The sequence below is a fragment of the Synechococcus sp. RS9916 genome (assembly GCF_000153825.1).
Classification (GTDB): Bacteria; Cyanobacteriota; Cyanobacteriia; order PCC-6307; family Cyanobiaceae; genus Synechococcus_C.
The window spans coordinates 79770-96933 of record NZ_DS022299.1 but is presented as its reverse complement, the minus strand read 5'-3'; the positions used below and the strand labels follow the sequence as shown (position 1 = coordinate 96933).

The window sequence follows — 17164 nt, the reverse complement described above, 5'->3', positions numbered from 1 at the left end:
GCGAGCCAACAGCAGCTACTTGCCAACGCCACCGATCGCGAGTAGTACAGACGTACTGACGCAAGAGTGTTGATGGATGACTGGGACTTCGTGGACCCCGACGACCTGAGCAACTGGAAAGGGGCCTGCATCTGCATGACCTGCCAGCACTTCAGTTACGGCGTTGATCGCCACTGCCGCACGATCCTGGGTTGCACCGTGCGACGCCGCCAACTGCCCCAGGGGGATCACCTGATCAAACGTTGCCGGCTCTGGGCACCGACCTGGCAGCAACAGGTGGGCTGGGCTCCAGAAGTGAGTTGATCCTCTCAGCCCTGCACCCACGCGAGGGTCTGCTCCAGAGCCATTTGCCATTCACCAACAGCAAAGACATGGCGGTGACCATGACCAGGCAGCAACCAGGCCACATCCAGCGGTAACAACGCTCGCACCGACTGAATCTGCCGTTCGAAATCCCACCAGCAGTAGCGCTCTGATGCCACCACCACCTGCAGCTCCCGGTTCCACCAAAGGTGATCACCGCTGAAGAGCACCGCCCGTTGCTCCCCGAGTTGAAGACACATCGACCCCGCTGTGTGACCTGGCGTGGGGATCAGGCGGAGCCCGTCACCAATCAGCCGAGAAGCCGCACCCTCCATGTGCCGCTCGGCCTCAGGAGCGGCCTCAGCATCGGCACCATGGATCCAGCGCTCGGCCCCAAAAGCCCTGGCCCAACGCGCGTGGTCGGCCACGTCATCGCGATGTGTCAACACGATGGTCGCCAAACCGCCGAGGGCCTCGATCCGCCGGGCCAGGGGTGCGCTCCAGCGCGGTACATCCACCATCACGTTGCCGTCCGGACGGCGAATCAACCAGCTGCAGGCTCCGAAACTGCGTTTGGAGGCCCACCCGCAATAGAACACCTCACCGTGACGATGTCGCGTCACAGGCACGGGGAATCCATCATCAGGCCTCTGAAGACGTTGTTCTGCACTGGCTTCGATAGCCGCTACGGGGCAGGCCTGAAGTGCCAGCAGAGCTCGCTGCAACGCCGGCAACTCGCGCGGCTGCTGACAAACCACAGCCGCAGCACCCCCATTCGCAAAGTGCTCGGGGTCGAACTGCCAGCAGGTGCCACAGCTGATGCAACGGGAGTTAATCCGGAACATGACCTCAGTTCCAGTAGCCCGTGCGCTGCAGAAAAGCCTTCAAGGCCTCCGGGAAATTGGGATACACCACTTCAGGGGTGCGACAGCCCTGGGCGCCGTAGCCCCCCAAGCAGGCCTTCAAGCCCCAGTCACTCGTGGCGGAATAGCGCTCAAGCATCTGCTGCCATCCCTGCGGCCGTTCGCCAACCAGAGCCTTGGTGGCGACGTAAGCCGCCAACCAGCCATTGGGGTTGCCATCCGGATCGCGTGGCTGATCGAGCAGGCCCTGATAACTCTCCAATTCACGCCGATACAAGGGGCGATAGCGGGGCTGATGGCTGACATCGACAAACTGCTCCCCCTCCAGCTGCCACAACCGCGTCGGCGCCCGACCGCAGGCGTAACAGGCGAATTGATAGAGGAAGCGGTTATCTGCGCTCACAATCAACGGCACCGTTCCGCCGTAGGGCGTGCGCGCCGGGGCAGGACCTCCGTTAAAGGGCCCCAGATTCACCGTGCGCCAGAGCTGCTGCCCCGTTGGACGGGTGAGCACCTGCATCTGATTGCAGCAGTGGGCGCCGCCGGTGAACGCTGACAACAGCACTTCCGGGTACACGTTGGCGGGATCCAGGTTCACGATCTGAACCACCGCCGCCCCATTCATCCCGACAGGTGATTCCGGGCCTTCCAGAACGCCAACCACCTCTCCCTTCACCCTGACCGTGGCCACCGCCTGGGTGGCTTGGTGACCGGCCGTATTCACAGCGGGGCGCAGCTGAACCTCGACCGAAACCGGTCCCTGCTTCAGCTCAGCGGAACGACGCTGCTTGAGCATTTCCGTGCGCAGCACCGTGCCCTCGTCCTCCATGGAGCGAGCGCTGCACGGCGAGGCCATTCCCATTCCGGCGACGACCAGACCAAGGAGCACCCATCGCGGCAGCATCCAAGAGCGGAGCATCAGCACGAGGAACAACAACCCTCGGTTTAGCGACAACTGTGATTCAGGGAAGCGCAGGAATGGCGTCGATCCGACCGATCACCACAAAAGGGCGACCTGGATGCGCTTCTGCAGCCATGCGACAGGCTTCGCTGCGACTAGAAGCACGCACCAAAAGGATCTTGGAGCCACCCGGCAGCTCCACTCTCACTTCATAGGACGACCGCATCATGGCCAAGGCACACCCTTCGTTCTGACTCAGGTGCCTGGTCAAACGCCAGTGCTGGAACGCTGACCAAGGCCGCAATTCGTAGCAATGCCGACGCCAGCAGCCCAAAGGCTGCGGGATAACTAGCGCACCGAGGCGGCAAGCATCGGTACTCCTGTTGGGGGGACGAGCCGGGGACTGGAGACCCCCGGCTTTTTTGTGCCCATGCCCAACCAATGAACCAGAACACCCATTTCCAAGCCATTGGATTGACAACCGACCTGATCCCACAGAGTGTCGACAGAACACCGCGACCCACCACCGTGCATGGCTGACGTGCTCAGCTCAAGCAGCCATCACCGCGTTTCTGCTCAGATCAGTGGCAAGGAGCGCAGGTTGCAGGCGCTCATGCAGGGAGACGATCCGATTTGGTTGTCGGCAACAGACCGACAACTCCACGCCCTCCGCTCTTGCTTCAGCTGTGCTTTGCACATGCATCAGCCCAGCATCCCTGCCGGGACAGACGGAGCTTTGATTTCCCATCTCCAGTTCATGCTGGAGCATCCCGACCAGGGCGATAACCACAATGCCGAGCCATTCGCCCACTGCTACCGGCGCATGGCGGAGCTCATCCCCCAGCTGATCGATGCCGGCTGCAGCCCGCGGATCACGCTCGATTACTCGGGCACCCTGCTCTGGGGCATGGAACAAATGGGACGCAGCGACATCACCGAGGCGCTGCGGTTCTTGGCCTGTGACCCCGAGATGCAACGCCACGTGGAATGGTTGGGCACGTTCTGGGGTCATGCAGTCGCGCCCTCCACACCGATTCCAGACCTGATCCTGCAGATTCAGGCCTGGCAGCACCAGTTCGCAGCTCTGGCCGGTGATGCCGCTCTTCAGCGGGTGAGGGGTTTCTCGCTACCGGAGATGCACCTTCCGAACCACCCAGACACCCTCTACGCGCTGATCAGTGCACTGAAGCAATGCGGCTACCGCTGGCTGCTGGTGCAGGAACACAGCGTTGAAACCCTGGAGGGAGATGCCCTGCCACGGGAGCAGACCCTGGTGCCCAACCGACTGATCGCCCGCGACTCCAACGGCCGAGAGATCAGCATCACAGCCTTGATCAAGACTCAGGGCTCCGACACCAAGTTGGTGGGTCAAATGCAACCCTGCTACGAAGCCCTGGGGCTGGAACAGCACGTGCTGGCGGGACGCCAGGTGCCGGCCCTGGTCAGCCAGATCGCCGACGGTGAAAACGGTGGCGTGATGATGAATGAATTTCCTGCCGCCTTCATCCAGGCCCACGAGCGGATCCGCGCGGACAAAACCCAGGCGATCAATGGCACGGAGTACCTCGAACTGCTGGAAGCAGAGGGCTTCGATCCGGAGCACTACCCGCCGATCCAAGCGGTGCAACAACAACGCCTGTGGGACGCGATCGAAGGGGCCCTCGATCCAGCCTCAGTGGAGAACGCCATCACCCAACTAAAAGAGATGGATCCAGGGTTTTCCATGGATGGAGCCTCCTGGACCAACAACCTGAGCTGGGTAGAGGGCTACAGCAACGTGCTGACGCCGATGCATCAGCTCAGCGCTGCGTTTCATGCCCGCTTTGATGCCGCGGTGCAAGCCGATCCATCCCTCACCGCCAACGCGCACTACCGCGACTGCTTGCTGCACCTGCTGCTGCTGGAGACCAGTTGTTTCCGCTATTGGGGACAAGGCACCTGGACGGACTACGCCCGGGAGATTCACCGACGCGGAGCCAACCTTCTAGAGACCGTGGTCGCTAGTGCGCCCACCAGCGACGCAAACGCTTCAACAGACGACTGAGAACACGTCGTGGACCCTGCGCTTCGGATGGGCGAGGCGGCCTGGCCCAGGCCTGCGTTGACGTTGAACGCAGTGGCGGGGCATACCCCTCAAAGGCAATCTGCTCCAGCAGCTCACCCTCAAGATCGGCCGCCAGGGTGCGGGGGCTGATGCGTCCTCCACAACCGGGCGAATAGCGCCCTCGAAACGACTTCATGTCAGTCATCCCTCGACCTCCCCACGTGAGTGCACCCGGACAGATTTCTCTCGCACCGCGGACGCAGCCAACAATGCAACAAGCACCGTCGGCTCCGCTGCCGCGGACGGATCACTCCAGACGGTCTCCACCAGAAGAACAGACCCCACTGCCGCACCACAGCCGAGGGCCGTGGCCGTAAGCACCGACATCAGTCCACAAAGCACCGGTGTTTGCCTGAGCTTCCCGAGATTCAGCACGGTCTTCATCAGCACCACGCCGCTGGTCTCACCATGACTCCGGGGTGAGATCAGGACAGCAGCAGAATCCAGAACGACGGAATCATTTCCAAATCCCGCACACTGATGGGATGACCCGTTCACCAAGCGCCCGCCCACTGCCGACCACCGGAGCCATCACCGGAGTGGGCGAGGCCATTGCTTTTTTCCGAAACGCCGACTTCGCCCAACAACGTTTCGAGCGCCTTGGCGATGTGTTCGAGACCAAACTGATTGGCCAGCGGCTGGTGTTCATCCGCGGTGATGCCGCCATCAGCGACCTGCTGGGACAAGCCGAGGCCGTCGAGGGCTGGTGGCCCGAAAGCGTGCGTCGCCTCTTGGGCAGCCGCTCCCTCGCCAACCGCAATGGTGCGGCCCACAAAGCCCGACGACGGGTGGTCGGACAACTATTTTCCAGCGCTGCCCTGCAGCGCTACAGCCCACGGATTGTGGAGCAGGTGAATGCATTAGCGCAGGACCTGCTGAACAGCACCCACACCCCAATCCCTCTGGCCGAGCGGATGCGTCGCTTCGCATTCAGTGTGATTGCCTCCACCGTGCTGGGCCTCGACGACAACGATCGCGATGCCCTGTTTGGAGATTTTGAGATCTGGACCCGAGCCTTGTTTTCCGTGCCACTGGCCATCCCCGGCACAGCCTTTGCGAAGGCCCTAGCAGCACGAGAGCGCTTGCTGATTCGCCTCAAAGAGGTGCTAGCCAAAGCCGACGGGAGCCGCGGCGGATTGGACCTGATGACCGGTGGCTTGGATGAAGCTGGTCTTCCGCTCAGCGATGACGACCTGGTGGAGCAATTGCTGCTGCTGCTGTTTGCCGGCTACGAAACCACCGCGTCATCCCTCAGCTGTTTGATGCGTGAACTGCTGCTTCAGCCAACAGTCGACCAATGGCTACGGGAAGAAACCAATGCCTTGGCCTGGCCGCCGCATGACGCCGAGGCAGCGATGGCCTACGACAGCCAGCGCGCCCCACGCCTGAATGCGGTGGTCCAGGAAGTGATGCGCATGACACCCCCTGTCGGGGGCTTTTTTCGACGCACCACAGGGGCTGTCACCTTGGCGGGGGTCGAAGTTCCAGCAGGGAGTGTGATTCAGGTGGCCCTTGCGGCCTCCAATCGGCATGGTGCCGGTGACCTGGACGCATTCCGGCCCAGTCGACATCTCGAACCGGGAAACGGCGGACCCACCTTGATGCCCTTTGGAGGAGGCGAGCGGGTTTGCCTTGGCAAAGCCCTCGCGGAACTGGAAATTCGCTTGATGGTGGTGGGGCTGCTGCAACAAGTTGATTTGGAGTTAACCCCCGATCAGGATGTTTCCCTGCAATTAATCCCAAGCCCCACACCACGAGACGGTCTCCGTGTCCGCGCAACGGCCGACCACGAACGACACCCATCACTGAAGACTGACTAGCAATATTACCCATCAATCACACGAACAACAATGTAATCGATGCACCCGAATTAAGTGCTGGTCGTGATCTTGAACTCCAGGAACAAAGCCTCAGCTTCGGCATACTCTTTACTGGAACGCAGCTGAAACACTTGCTGCTTCCACCAATCCCATGTCTCAATCTCAATTAGCTCATCCAGAATTCTTTCGCGCATCAAAGCCAGCAACGACTATTGCAAGCCTAGGCACGCTTTGCTCCACTGACTGTCTGTTTGAACACATGGACAAGAATGCGCAATAACGCGCTCATCACTCGCCTCACCTCGCATGGAGCGACCTAGGGTGAACAAACGCCGCCGAGCGCTTGAAAACTGCACTCAGACGAGCACTCTTCATCGCCCTGCGGGATGCAACAGTGATCGCATTTGCAGCAATTGGCCTTTACTTATTACTGATTGTTTTCAACGTCTTTGGCATCCCCACCCCAGCAATCGAGCCTCTGCCTGTCTTTTACAAACCAATTTTTTCATATCAGCTCACTCGCTTTTGCGACTCATACACAAAGGCGAAACAGCTGGCGCCATCTTGCCCTCACCGCACCCATGCTGTGGGGCTTCCTGACGATCACAGCCCTGTACCTGAGCGACTTCTTCACTTGGACCATGGGCATGGAGCTCATCCCACTGGTGGCATGCGCCCTGATCGGTGGCGACATCGCGACTGCGGCCAAATCCATCGACAAAGCGCATCCACAATGAGTCGCATCCACGATGGCGACCGAGACCCGATTAGCTTGCACCAGTAAAGAGTCCCGCCCCCTTTGCTCCGGCATGGGGGCTTTTTCTTCGATAACGCTTAGTACGGCAAGACACGTTCTTTTAAACTGAGGAGCGACTCAATCAGAGTTTCAAGCAATGCGCCACCTCTCAACAGGATTAATTTGGGGTGGACTACTCGCCATTGCGCCCCCAGCCATCAACTCTGCGTCTGCACAAGATCAATTCTGCCAACAGTTTGGCGCCGAAGCAGTGATCACAACAAGCAAGGTTTTCGTCACAACGATGCCCGCCAGCACGTTCGTGGCCAAGCCCGAAGCCCAACGTGGCTGCGTCATTCGACGCAAACACTGGGCAGAGTTGCGCAGAGGTCATCACATCACACCAGCCCAGGAAAGCCATTGCAGCAAACCTAGCAACACGTTTGCCTATGCCCTCGACAAGGACGGCATAAAAACAACTTCCTGCGTTGACCACATCGACAACAAATTCTAAAACCGCAACAAGCAACATCCTTGCAGCCCAAAGAGGCTTTACCTATTCTGAGAGAAAGAGTTGAGACACCAACAAAATGCGACTCATCTCGAAGGCTCTAGCCTTAGCTTTAACAACGGCCACTGCAGCCTTCTTCGGCACTGAGGCCCTCAAGGCAGAGGCTGGCGGCGAGTACAAACAATGCTCATTCAACTATCAAATCATTCCCTGCAAGATCAGCAGCAGAGGAAGAAAGTATTTGACAATCAGCTGGATTGACGGAAAGAAACAAACCTATTATGGAGAGCGGATGTACAACTCTTACCTCACCGACAAACTCGGCGGATCCTGGCGCTACCTCGACTTTGACACAGGTCGATCTTTCAGCCTCAAGAACCCATCCAATGGCAACGTCATCATCTGGAATGGAACCTACAAAGACTACGGCACCTACGTCGGCCTCTAATAAAGTCAACGCACCTCCGACGAGTCCGCCTCAGTTGCCTCGATGCACAACAGGGCAACAAGATTTAGAGATATCAGCTCAAACCAAACCAGACAAACCCAGACAGAATCATTAAGCTGCTACCAAATGAGATTAGGCCTTGCAGGTCAGCATGCCGAACTGGAAATCGCCGAAGAGCAAAGCGTTCAGTGCCCTTGTCTGTCTTGGCGTTTTAATGCCAATCATCGGCAATGCAGTGAGCGCCAATACCTATCCCTCATTAGAGAAAGCAGAGGAGGCCTGCATTGCCTGGCAACAGTCAGGCAATATCCACCAATCATTAACAGACGAAGAAGCCTGGACCATTTATGGCCGAGAAGTCGGACAAGGAAGCTGTGACTTCGTCCGACCCTCACTAACACGGCGATTCTCTAAACAAATGCAAGGCAAGGAACTGGTCAAGTCTCGCTACTGCATCAACAACAAAGCAACAAACACCATTGAAGGCCGGAAGAATGCCGCCATGGAAAGTGGACTGAAAGAGAGTAATGGTGCCTACACCACGCAAAAAACATTCAAGTACTAACGATTAACCGGAGCGATAAACAACCCAACCCTGATCGGCCAGGTCAAGCAAGCATGCAGTGAATTGACGAGCTCGTTTCAGCCATCACTCAGCTCACCCATCCATTGAGAGACCTGTACCGCCATCCGTCAGCACCAGCCATGACGAAAGGCAGGCATTCGCTGAGCGCTTAGGTGGCAAGGCGTTGATGCCCCCTTGCTTTCAGATCGGGCACCGTTTCGTCGCGAGTGGCGACAGAGATGCAAGCCATCGCCTCCAGCAGGCTTTTAATCAATGAGATGCTTTTTTAGGCTAGGCATTCAGAGGTTTAGAGGAGATGCCACAGGACAAGCGCCCAGTGGTGGCAATGCAGTTCAGCATGAGCGAGAGATCTTGAGCCATTCGCACGATCTGCTCTGATCGTTAAGCAACTTATGCACGCGAGTTTTTTTCAATAGGTCTGGAGGAAAGAAGTCATCTCTGCCCTAACAGGATTGGACAGAGAATTCCCACCGCGCAAGCCGCCAATAAGTCAATCCCGCAGAGCACATGACTTGCCTGATCTCTCCGCGGTCAACCTCAGCAATCTGGAACAGGCTGTTCACCCTCGGCTCCCTGACTCCCCCCTCGCAGAAGATCACCTATCCCACCTACCAGCCGAGGGCTCCGGTCTTCCCTGTGGGCTGAATATTCTGCGCGATGACGTGCTGACCAGGACGGAAGCTCAAGAAGATCAGGAGAAGAAGGGTTGTCAATGGGGCCAGTAACACCAGAGCTGTGCCGCTCACCCATTAGTACGGCTGCTCACACTTGGCTCTAGGTCGGGCCGCCAAGCAAACGGCAAGTAGACCTGCTCATACTTGCGAGCAGGTCCGTGCATCCACAGAGAGGGTGACGAGCAGGTGACCTTCCACGGCCATTGACTGTTGCGCGACTAGGGGAAACAGGCCTATGGACAAGCTCAATGTCGCCACCACCAATCGCACCGCACTTCTTGACAAAATTTTCAACAAGGCAGATGACAACAAAACACCTGCTGCTAGAAAGCAAAAGTACACCAACAATCAATCTAATGTCATCCGAACAGCTCAAAGCCTTCCTGGAAAAGGCCAAGTCCGACAAATCGACTATCGAAAAATTAAGCAAAGCAGAAGACGCCGAAACGGTGATTTCCATCGCTCGCGAGCTAGGCTTCAACATCTCGGCAGAAGAAATACAGAAATCTCGATCAGAAATTTCCGAATCCGAGCTAGAGGCAGTTTCCGGAGGACGAATTGAATTTGACGGAAGGGTCTTTGGCGCCTGCGTAGTCGTCTCACATATGGTCATGAACTAAAGCATTTTAGTTCAAATACAAGACCCAATACACCTTAGATCTTAAGCAGCAGAATACCAGCACTCAAAGGGCATTTATTCTGCTGCTCTCCTAACTCAAGATTGGTGATTAACCACACATCAGATCCTTCCCTTAGCGCAGGAACGCATTGATCAAAAGGGGCTTAGCATCTAGCCCCAGACTACGAAAAGCTTCGAAAGGAGTAGAAAGATCTCCTGTAAGTTAGGCGGACTGACGTCCATCTGCTGGAGCTTCTCCATCCCTGCCGACATACGGGAAGGCATCCCAGCCATACCTCTCCGATCGCATGAGATCTGCAGTATCGGCTTATTAGATAGTGAATCCAGCGTCAGCTTTGCCAACACGGCGGAGTCAGCAGTTGAGACCCCTGAAACTCCGTGGTTCCTGGACTTGAACATCAATGCCACCAAGCAATCAGTGAATTCACGGGTAGCGAGGCGCTGATTCTCCACACCATCCCAAACATCAAGCAGCAACTGCCCTGCAATACTCGCAACCTCCGGCTTGGATAAGGGGAATTTCCCCCTTGTGTCCAGAAAAGGGCAGTGTTTTGTGGGGATCTGGCATCAATACGTCAGTCGTCCCCGCCCATCCGCCTTTAAATACTTGAGAAGCGCGTTCCGCCTGGGCATCTCAGGTTTTCAGGATACGCGTTAGGACAAAAGTCAGGACACGCGCCCAGTGTTGGCAACAATTTTCAGCCGCAACCAGAGATCTTGACCCATTCGCACGATCTGCGCTGGATCCTGCTGGCCTGGGGGGTGTGCGCCTTGGCAGCAGCGTTCAAATTTGCGCGACTTGCCCGAGCGATGCGCGGCAGCCTGAACAGCCCACCTCAGCCAAGCAGGTCATCCACCCAAGCCATGCGCGAGCGACTGGAACGGATCTGGCAGCAGCGTTAAGCCAAACGCATGGACATTCGCCAAATCGAGAAACGTCCTTTAATATCCCTTTAACCTAAATTTTACCTGTGATGGACGGAGCCCATAAGCGCCTAGTCAACCTTGAAGCCACTGCCTACCACTGCTTGTCGCGGGCAGAAGCGCAGCGCATCCTTCGGGAAGCTGCTGAGCTCAGTGGTGGCCTGCGCTCACCCTCCTGCCGCGTCACACCGCTACATCAGCACGGAAAAGCCGCCTGAACCGCTTGATCACAAGGCTCGAAAGCGTTACTGAATCAATCATCTGAGTACACAGACGAGACAATCGCATCTAGGGGTAGGGCAGGTTTTGTTCGCAGCACGGCCCATGTCTCGCTCCCCCCTGTCTGGTCTGGTCCTCGCAGGAATCATGCCCCTGGCCCTGGGCCTTCCCGGGACTGTTCAGGCCCAGGTTCGTGGCGTTGCTCCACGTCAGCCCGTGACCGTGGCGGTGAAGGAGATCACCAACAACGCCAGTGGCGTGTGGTGGTGGAGTCCGCGCGTGTCGAAGCAACTCACCGACATGCTGTCGAATGAACTCAAAGCAACCGGCAACTTCACACTTGTCGAACGCGCTGGCCTCAAGAAAGTGCTCGATGAACAGGAGCTTGCCGAACTCGGCATCACACGCCAGAGCACCGCTCCCAAAAGAGGCATGGTGACGGGGGCGAAGTATTACGTGCTGGGAGCTGTCAGCGATTACCAGCAAGGCACGGAGACCAAAAGCGGTGGTGGAGGCTTCAACATCATGGGCTTCGGGCAGCGCAAATCATCGAGCGAAAGCAAGGCTTACGTCGCCCTCGATGTGCGTGTGGTTGATACCACCACAGGGGAAATTGCCTACAGCCGCACCATTGAAGGCAAGGCCACCTCAAAATCTGAGTCCAAGTCAACCTCTGGGGGTTTGTATGGCCTCTCCTTTAGCGATTCCCAGTCATCGTCCAACAAGGTGCCCGCATCCAAGGCCGTGCGTGCGGCCATGATCGAGGTGAGCGAATACCTCAACTGCGTGCTCTATCTGCGCAATAGCTGCATTGCTGAATACGACCGCAAAGAGCAGAGGCGTCGCGAAGCCACCAAAGACGTTCTCGAATTCTGATGGGGACGTTGCACCGCCCCGCCGCACGACTGCTGTCGGCTGTGCTCCTAACCCCTCTGCTGCTCACCCCTGCGTTGCCAGGCAGAGTGCAGGCGGGCAACGATGCCGTCGGAGGAGCTGGCAGTGGATCAGGGCCTTCACCCAGCAGCCGCCAGGCACTGGAGACTTTTTTGCGCCAGCTCGATCGGGCTGAAGAGCTGTATCGGGCTCTGATGTTCGAAGAAGCCGACCGCGTCAGCGAGATGACGGTGATGCGGATCAACGCGTTCCTCGAGAGCCACCGCCATCTCAGCGGTGTCGACGAGGTGGAAACGGTGCTGCAAGCCCGAACCGGCCAGCTGCGAGAACTGCGAGCGCTGCTCGCCTACGACCGTGAACTGGAAGAACAACGGTCTGCAGATCGCTATGACCGCCTCAAGGGCGAACGCGAGCGAAAGGAGCGTGAACGACGCGAACATGCTTACCGAATGGCCGTCGAGCGGCGCCGCGCCGCGGAAGCCCGAGCAGCTCGCTGGTGGCCCCTATGGTTCGGCAGACCGCTGATCATCGTGCGCTGACCCCTTGTGGAGCGAATAAGCATGAATACTCTGTTGTCAGCGATCCGAGGGGTCACAACAGTGAAGATATCTGCAGCGTGGCCATGACTCCCCATTCGTCCGGTGTGTCGCCACTCACCCAGGCCAACAGCAGCGACCATCTGGCCCCCCAGGTGGTTGTTTCTGGTGCATCGAGCCACGAATGCCGGATGCGCAATGACCGCCAGAGCTACTTCAAGGTGGTGCGTGATCTGGCGCATGCCCAGTTCGACCTAGCCGACGGCCAGCTCACAGCCCGCCTTTGGCAAGACGTGGCAGAACGGGATCTCGATCGAGGAAGGATTATCCATTTGCTCTTCCAGTGCGGCGATCAGCACGATGACGATGCCGTGATGCGCTTCAGGGATGAGGCCTATCTGGCGTTGGTCGACCCCAACGATCCCTGAACGGATCAGCCCTAGCTCAGATGGGGTTTGCTGATGCCACCGACCTGAGTCGCTCTCAAAACCCCATCCAATTGCGCACTTTCTGCTGCCAAGGAGTGGCATTGCGAAGCTCGTCCGAAGCCGGGCGGGATCCTGGAGACTGCTGAGCGTCGATGCGTTCCAGTTCCCGCCGCAGCTGCCGGAGGACCGGAAGCAGCAGGAGTGCAGCCACCAAACCAATCACCAACAGCACCGGCAACAAGGACACAAGCCAGATGCTGACGATGACTGCAGCGGCAAATCCCGCCAGCTGTTGCAACCAACGTGGTCGCCGCCGACCGGGCAGCTGCTTCATGACCTCAGAGCTCGAACACCGTTCCCAACAAACTGGCGGGATGGGTGGACTGTTCCGCGCCGCGACGTTCGAGTTGCAGCAGCATCACGGCATTGGCCATGAAACGAACCGCTGAAAGCACGGCCAGACCGATGCAAAGAGGGCAGTGAGTGATTCCCATTCACCGAGCATCTCCGCTTCTGGGACGCCCAACAGCCCCGTGTTCCATTTCTTGATCTTCGAACAAATTTGGGGGGAGCGTTCGACTCCCCCCGAACCGGATCAGTGATGCTCCCGCTGCCAACGGGTGAGGTTGGCGGGGGAGAACTTGTGGCCATGACGTAGGCCAACCTTGGCAACACAGGTGTTGTCTTGTCCGCAGGCCTCCACTTCGCTGCGGATCGAATCATTGCTGTGTGCTTTGGCCAGGAACGTCTCCAGTTGCTTCATCGACATGGGTGAAACCTCGCGATGGGTTACTGCACCGCTAGACAGCCCGATGACACCCTGACAACAGGCCTCTGATTTTCTTCCACTTAGGGAGAGGAGCGCGATGCCGCTTGAAGGATGTTGGCGAGACTGCTGGAGAGGGTGTAGGGCTCTTCAGCGGAGCGATAGGTGATCTCCGAGATCCGCCAACGACCGTTCTCACGCACCATGCGGTACTCCAGGAGCGAGGGTGTGGGTGCCGGCTGACCACCGCGACCCCATGCAACGGACACCTCTGCGGCGATCTGATCAGGGGTCTGGGTCTGACAGCGACGCACTTGAGCGCCATAGGTGGCCATCTGCGTTCCGCTGAACACATCAAAACCGAGATACGCACCATCGGTGCGTGGATCCAGATCCCAGGCTTGTTTCAGCTGATCAAAGAGGGCAGCGGTGAACCGCGGCCTTTGCGCAACCAGATCCCCACGGCCAGGGGCATCCTGACGAGCCACTTGCCATGCATACAACCCATTGAGCTGCTCCAGCACCCCTTGCGGGCACCCATCAGCCTGCGCCGAAGACGCCCCACCCGTGGCAAGAAGCGTGGCCGCCAAAAGATCAAGCACGACAGCACAGCAAATGGCAGAGTCAGTCTGATTCAGGAATCCGGATCGGGACTCAATCCTTTCAGCGCCAAGGCGATACGCCTTGCCAGCAGAAGCGCGGGATAAAAGAAAGCAGCGCGGCCACGGTGGCGGAACATCCGGTGCAGAACCTTCAACAGCGCATCACTTGGCTGCATCCGGCTGCTGAGTTCGGCAATGGCTGCGCTGCCATGCCAAACCTGATCACCATCAATGAGCATGGCGCCGTTTCTGAGGCTCAGCCCCTGATCGAGAAGCTGGCGCCGCAACTCTGGTGCTTGACGACCATCCACGATCGACAAATCCGGAACACCCGCTGCCAGCTCACTGCGCAAGGCGAAGGCCTGACAGAACGGACATTCACCGTCGTAGATGAGTGTGAGTGTCATCTCTGGAGGCCCAACACGTTGCGTAATCTCACCCACCAGCGTGACTGGAATCAAGCCCAAACCTCTACATGACGGTGAGGATCAAGCCATGACCTCTCTGATGCAGATCATGCTGTTGTCTGTCACCCGGCGCGTCATTGCCGCCACCGGCCTGGCTCTGCTGCCCCTGATTTCAACGGTCATGGGAGTGCGCGCTGAATCGCAGCCAAGCCCCACACCGCCAAACCAACCGCCACAGCAACGGCATCGGATCGAGGTCCGATCCAGCATTGAAGTGCGTGTCAGCACCATGGTGGAGCGGGACTGCAACGACATGCAGATCACGGGTCAACTGCAGCCGCAACCCCTGGGCAGCGGCGGGCAGAGCGTCTGGCGCCTGATGAGCGACAACGGCCAACCTGGTGGTGACATCATCACCACAGTGATGGGCTGTGAGCCGGACTACCCGATCACAAGAGAGCGCCTTGCGCTGAACAACGGGAGTCCCACCACCATTCCCTGGCAGGGCAAAACCGTGCGAATCGATCTGCCGAAAGGATGGTTGCTGGAATGGCGACCCACAGGTAGCGATCAACCATTTCAGAGCTCCATAGCCACCGGGCTCGTCGCCTTACCGACGTGGCAACAGCTACCGCTGTGGTCGGAGGACAGCCGCCAGATCATCTGGGTTGCCGGATTGAAACGAACCGCTTCCCCCCTGACGGCCATCGACGTTCAGTTCAGCATCGACATCCCCAAAGGCTTTGCCGTGCCTGCCCAAAAGGGACAACTTGACGAACAGCCCACCAGCACGGCCCAGGTGCGCCATTACCGACTGAGCGGTGCGTTGCTCGGAGGACTGTGGTCGCCACGACGCGCGTGTGGCGTCTCGATGCTGAAGCCGGTTGCCATGCGCGCTTTGCTGCTCGAAAGCAGCAGCCCCCTGCGCATCCCGATCACCGCTGAAACCCAGGCCATCGTGATCGATACCCCAGGCTGGGATGTGGCCTGGAGACCCCAGGGGAGCGAGCAGCCGTTTCAAAGCGTGGGGAACCGCTAAACACGCCCGCTGGACGTCAACATGAGAGTCGACGCACGACTGTTGTGCCCAAGGGGATCCCCAAGCTGCTGCAGAGCCTGATGCTGGTCGTGATGCTGCTCGTGTCGCCGCTCCGCGCATCGGCTGCGAGTCCCAGCACATGGCTTTGTGATGGCGATCCGTTAACCCTGACTCCCATTGCGGGAGCGGTGGATATCAGCGGACTCCCCGACTCTGTTCCCAACATCGAATCTGGAACCGTGCCGGGGGATGGCGTGCTGATCAGCTGGCGCGGGCAGACGTTTCAGCTGCCCCGCACCAATAACGCTGGCCCACCGAGTTACACCGATGGTCGCTGGTGGTGGCGCGCTGTTGACCCTGACCATCCGGAATGGAAGCAGCGCCGTGGGGACATCATCACTTACACCTGCAATCCAGCGCAGCCAACGCCATGAGCCTCACCACCCTCAGCGCCAAGGGACTGCAGGACTGTCGGTTTGAGCGATTCGGTACAGCAATCCTGCCAGTCGATGACATGACTCCCGCCGGTCCAGCGGAGGCGAGCCTGCTGTTCGATGGAGACAATCTCCGCTACTACCTGATGCGCCTGCAAAGCCGACCGCCGGTGGTCGGGAGCATGACCCGGCACCTGCGCGCCACACAATGCCTGGGATCAGCGGATGCCCAACCCTGGTGGTTAGCCGTGGCCGAACCCACACGAAGCGCCGACGAGCTGGACCAAAACACGGTGCAGCTGGTGAAAGTCGAAGCAGGGGAGGCCGTGAAACTGCACCAAGGCACCTGGCATGCCGGTCCTTTCTTTCAAACACCCACCGCACTGTTCTTCAATCTCGAACTGAGCGACACGAATCAGAATGACCACAACTGCCAGACCCTGGCAAACAAGCTCAGGCTGACACTGACGTAACGAGGGGTGGGGCCGTCACCGCGCGACGAATCGCATCTTCAAGCCGGCGGCAATCAAGGCAACGGCAAGGGGCCTCATCCTGAGCGTGATGAAATCGGATCGGCGTCCGACTGGCTGTCATCGGCCTATCAGCAACTGCTGTTCGGGTTATGCCGCTGGATGGCGACTCACTCCAGGCCTCGGGCCAAGAGCTGCAACACACCGTGATGCATTCCGCATCAACAACGCATACGGCGGCGCGTGCGATGGCGCAACGACTTGATCATGCGACGCGGCTTGGACAGTACCCGGTCCACCTCAGCAAGATTCAAAGCCCAGAGCACAATCGAGAGCACCAGCACGATGGCTGTGATCCACCCATAGATCCAGAGCATGAAGCGAGAGCTCCTCAGGCAGCCCTGACCGTAAGGTCTTCCTCCCCATCACTCAGCGGCAGCTCAAGATCTGTGAAACGTTCACCATCCTCGATGGCATAAAGCTTGAAGAGGGCCATCGCCGCCTCGTCCCAACGCTCGTGCTCAACAGCATCCAGCATCTGCTGGAAAAAAAGCACATTCACCACCTCAAGATCTACAGCGTCCATCCCCTGCGATCGGCTTCATCAACGCTATCGGCCACCTGAGATCTCGCATCCCAAAAACAGAAAGAAATGCTTGAAAAGGGGGAGATAACGCTTTGGATCTCGGCCCTGATCACTGCCCTCGTTGTGGTGATGGGGATGGATGGCACCACGTTCTTCGCCAATGGCATGGCACTGGTCGCTCACAGGAGCCTGGTCACCAATCTGCAGATGCCATTGATCGGGATGCTGCTGGTGTGGTGGAGTCGTGATGAACGCACAGCCCTGAAGCGATAG

General features: G+C 58.4%; 30 protein-coding genes. 18 read left to right on the top strand and 12 right to left on the bottom strand.

The genetic code is table 11. The annotated features are described in order from the left end of the window. Positions 1–72: 72 nt before the first annotated feature. Entirely contained in the window at positions 73–303 is a 231-nt protein-coding gene (locus RS9916_RS00560; RefSeq protein WP_038022968.1) for a hypothetical protein, read from the top strand. A 5-nt stretch (positions 304–308) separates the two neighbouring features. Here the strand turns inward: RS9916_RS00560 and RS9916_RS00555 are convergent, their stop codons facing one another. From RS9916_RS00555 to RS9916_RS14205, 3 genes are read right to left on the bottom strand one after another with little or no spacing between them, the layout of a single operon-like run. Further along, positions 309–1148, bottom strand: a complete 840-nt coding sequence (locus tag RS9916_RS00555) for an MBL fold metallo-hydrolase (RefSeq protein WP_007097185.1) — start codon at positions 1146–1148, stop codon at positions 309–311. 4 nt (positions 1149–1152) lie between these two features. After that, positions 1153–2085 (bottom strand): hypothetical protein, encoded by a 933-nt coding sequence (locus tag RS9916_RS00550; RefSeq protein WP_156777435.1) that lies wholly within the window; start codon positions 2083–2085, stop codon positions 1153–1155. A 43-nt stretch (positions 2086–2128) separates the two neighbouring features. Next, positions 2129–2293: a hypothetical protein gene (locus tag RS9916_RS14205; protein ID WP_198003363.1), complete on the bottom strand. Its 165-nt coding sequence runs from the start codon at positions 2291–2293 to the stop codon at positions 2129–2131. 306 nt (positions 2294–2599) lie between these two features. Here RS9916_RS14205 and RS9916_RS00545 point away from each other — a divergent pair, with 306 nt between their 5' ends. Then, positions 2600–4111, top strand: coding sequence for a hypothetical protein (locus RS9916_RS00545; protein WP_007097181.1), 1512 nt, complete (start codon positions 2600–2602; stop codon positions 4109–4111). Here the strand turns inward: RS9916_RS00545 and RS9916_RS14200 are convergent. Continuing rightward, on the bottom strand, positions 4068–4307 hold the full coding sequence (locus RS9916_RS14200) for a hypothetical protein (protein ID WP_232199484.1): 240 nt from the start codon (positions 4305–4307) through the stop codon (positions 4068–4070). The two genes, RS9916_RS00545 and RS9916_RS14200, sit on opposite strands and share 44 nt — an antisense overlap. A 5-nt stretch (positions 4308–4312) precedes the next feature. Next, positions 4313–4555 carry a hypothetical protein gene (locus RS9916_RS00540; protein ID WP_156777433.1) on the bottom strand — a complete coding sequence of 81 codons (243 nt, stop codon included), beginning with the start codon at positions 4553–4555 and terminating at the stop codon, positions 4313–4315. Positions 4556–4656: 101 nt separating this feature from the next. Between RS9916_RS00540 and RS9916_RS00535 the strand changes: the two genes are divergently transcribed. From RS9916_RS00535 to RS9916_RS14190, 5 genes are all read left to right on the top strand, one after another. Then, positions 4657–5991: a cytochrome P450 gene (locus tag RS9916_RS00535; protein WP_007097178.1), complete on the top strand. Its 1335-nt coding sequence runs from the start codon at positions 4657–4659 to the stop codon at positions 5989–5991. A 581-nt stretch (positions 5992–6572) separates the two neighbouring features. Further along, positions 6573–6728, top strand: coding sequence for a hypothetical protein (locus tag RS9916_RS15005; protein WP_007097176.1), 156 nt, complete (start codon positions 6573–6575; stop codon positions 6726–6728). Between the two features lie 156 nt (positions 6729–6884). Further along, positions 6885–7241, top strand: coding sequence for a DUF3172 domain-containing protein (locus RS9916_RS13435; protein WP_007097175.1), 357 nt, complete (start codon positions 6885–6887; stop codon positions 7239–7241). A gap of 76 nt (positions 7242–7317) precedes the next feature. After that, the gene (locus RS9916_RS00525) at positions 7318–7686 is read left to right on the top strand and encodes a hypothetical protein (RefSeq protein ID WP_007097174.1); all 369 of its coding nucleotides are present in this window, start codon (positions 7318–7320) and stop codon (positions 7684–7686) included. Positions 7687–7825: 139 nt separating this feature from the next. Continuing rightward, the gene (locus tag RS9916_RS14190; RefSeq protein ID WP_198003361.1) at positions 7826–8251 is read left to right on the top strand and encodes a hypothetical protein; all 426 of its coding nucleotides are present in this window, start codon (positions 7826–7828) and stop codon (positions 8249–8251) included. Between the two features lie 464 nt (positions 8252–8715). Here RS9916_RS14190 and RS9916_RS15000 read toward each other — a convergent pair whose 3' ends face one another. Then, positions 8716–8871, bottom strand: coding sequence for a DUF3104 domain-containing protein (locus RS9916_RS15000; protein ID WP_369791585.1), 156 nt, complete (start codon positions 8869–8871; stop codon positions 8716–8718). Positions 8872–9248: 377 nt separating this feature from the next. Here RS9916_RS15000 and RS9916_RS00515 point away from each other — a divergent pair, with 377 nt between their 5' ends. The 6 genes from RS9916_RS00515 (at position 9249) to RS9916_RS00490 (ending at position 12587) form a co-directional block, all read left to right on the top strand. Continuing rightward, positions 9249–9566, top strand: coding sequence for a Nif11-like leader peptide family natural product precursor (locus RS9916_RS00515; protein WP_007097170.1), 318 nt, complete (start codon positions 9249–9251; stop codon positions 9564–9566). Between the two features lie 737 nt (positions 9567–10303). Then, on the top strand, positions 10304–10489 hold the full coding sequence (locus RS9916_RS00505; protein ID WP_007097168.1) for a hypothetical protein: 186 nt from the start codon (positions 10304–10306) through the stop codon (positions 10487–10489). Between the two features lie 71 nt (positions 10490–10560). Further along, positions 10561–10728 carry a hypothetical protein gene (locus RS9916_RS14180; protein WP_156777432.1) on the top strand — a complete coding sequence of 56 codons (168 nt, stop codon included), beginning with the start codon at positions 10561–10563 and terminating at the stop codon, positions 10726–10728. A gap of 106 nt (positions 10729–10834) precedes the next feature. After that, on the top strand, positions 10835–11605 hold the full coding sequence (locus RS9916_RS00500) for a CsgG/HfaB family protein (protein ID WP_007097167.1): 771 nt from the start codon (positions 10835–10837) through the stop codon (positions 11603–11605). Further along, positions 11605–12162 (top strand): hypothetical protein, encoded by a 558-nt coding sequence (locus RS9916_RS00495; protein WP_007097166.1) that lies wholly within the window; start codon positions 11605–11607, stop codon positions 12160–12162. The genes RS9916_RS00500 and RS9916_RS00495 overlap by 1 nt, the downstream gene beginning before the upstream one ends. An 83-nt stretch (positions 12163–12245) precedes the next feature. Further along, entirely contained in the window at positions 12246–12587 is a 342-nt protein-coding gene (locus RS9916_RS00490; RefSeq protein WP_232199482.1) for a hypothetical protein, read from the top strand. 55 nt (positions 12588–12642) lie between these two features. Here the strand turns inward: RS9916_RS00490 and RS9916_RS00485 are convergent, their stop codons facing one another. The 4 genes from RS9916_RS00485 to RS9916_RS00475 form a co-directional block, all read right to left on the bottom strand. Beyond that, complete coding sequence (locus tag RS9916_RS00485) at positions 12643–12921, bottom strand: hypothetical protein (protein WP_007097164.1); 279 nt, start codon at positions 12919–12921, stop codon at positions 12643–12645. A 261-nt stretch (positions 12922–13182) separates the two neighbouring features. After that, entirely contained in the window at positions 13183–13356 is a 174-nt protein-coding gene (locus RS9916_RS13665; RefSeq protein WP_007097162.1) for a Nif11 family protein, read from the bottom strand. An 80-nt stretch (positions 13357–13436) separates the two neighbouring features. Then, positions 13437–13955 (bottom strand): DUF3828 domain-containing protein, encoded by a 519-nt coding sequence (locus RS9916_RS00480; RefSeq protein ID WP_007097161.1) that lies wholly within the window; start codon positions 13953–13955, stop codon positions 13437–13439. A gap of 32 nt (positions 13956–13987) precedes the next feature. Continuing rightward, positions 13988–14362 (bottom strand): DCC1-like thiol-disulfide oxidoreductase family protein, encoded by a 375-nt coding sequence (locus RS9916_RS00475; RefSeq protein ID WP_038023916.1) that lies wholly within the window; start codon positions 14360–14362, stop codon positions 13988–13990. Positions 14363–14450: 88 nt separating this feature from the next. On the opposite strand from RS9916_RS00475, the gene RS9916_RS00470 reads away from it, so the two are divergent. From RS9916_RS00470 to RS9916_RS14995, 4 genes are read left to right on the top strand one after another with little or no spacing between them, the layout of a single operon-like run. Then, on the top strand, positions 14451–15401 hold the full coding sequence (locus RS9916_RS00470; RefSeq protein ID WP_038022963.1) for a hypothetical protein: 951 nt from the start codon (positions 14451–14453) through the stop codon (positions 15399–15401). Between the two features lie 44 nt (positions 15402–15445). Beyond that, on the top strand, positions 15446–15835 hold the full coding sequence (locus RS9916_RS00465; RefSeq protein ID WP_007097158.1) for a hypothetical protein: 390 nt from the start codon (positions 15446–15448) through the stop codon (positions 15833–15835). Beyond that, positions 15832–16308, top strand: coding sequence for an ureidoglycolate lyase (locus tag RS9916_RS00460; RefSeq protein WP_007097157.1), 477 nt, complete (start codon positions 15832–15834; stop codon positions 16306–16308). Before RS9916_RS00465 ends, RS9916_RS00460 begins: the two co-directional genes overlap by 4 nt. A gap of 6 nt (positions 16309–16314) precedes the next feature. Next, positions 16315–16515: a hypothetical protein gene (locus RS9916_RS14995; protein ID WP_007097156.1), complete on the top strand. Its 201-nt coding sequence runs from the start codon at positions 16315–16317 to the stop codon at positions 16513–16515. Positions 16516–16526: 11 nt separating this feature from the next. On the opposite strand, the gene RS9916_RS14170 is transcribed toward RS9916_RS14995, so the two are convergent. Both RS9916_RS14170 and RS9916_RS00455 read right to left on the bottom strand, forming a co-directional pair. After that, on the bottom strand, positions 16527–16682 hold the full coding sequence (locus tag RS9916_RS14170; protein ID WP_007097155.1) for a hypothetical protein: 156 nt from the start codon (positions 16680–16682) through the stop codon (positions 16527–16529). A gap of 14 nt (positions 16683–16696) precedes the next feature. Further along, positions 16697–16891, bottom strand: a complete 195-nt coding sequence (locus tag RS9916_RS00455; protein WP_007097154.1) for a hypothetical protein — start codon at positions 16889–16891, stop codon at positions 16697–16699. Between the two features lie 66 nt (positions 16892–16957). Between RS9916_RS00455 and RS9916_RS00450 the strand changes: the two genes are divergently transcribed. Further along, on the top strand, positions 16958–17164 hold the full coding sequence (locus RS9916_RS00450) for a hypothetical protein (RefSeq protein WP_007097153.1): 207 nt from the start codon (positions 16958–16960) through the stop codon (positions 17162–17164).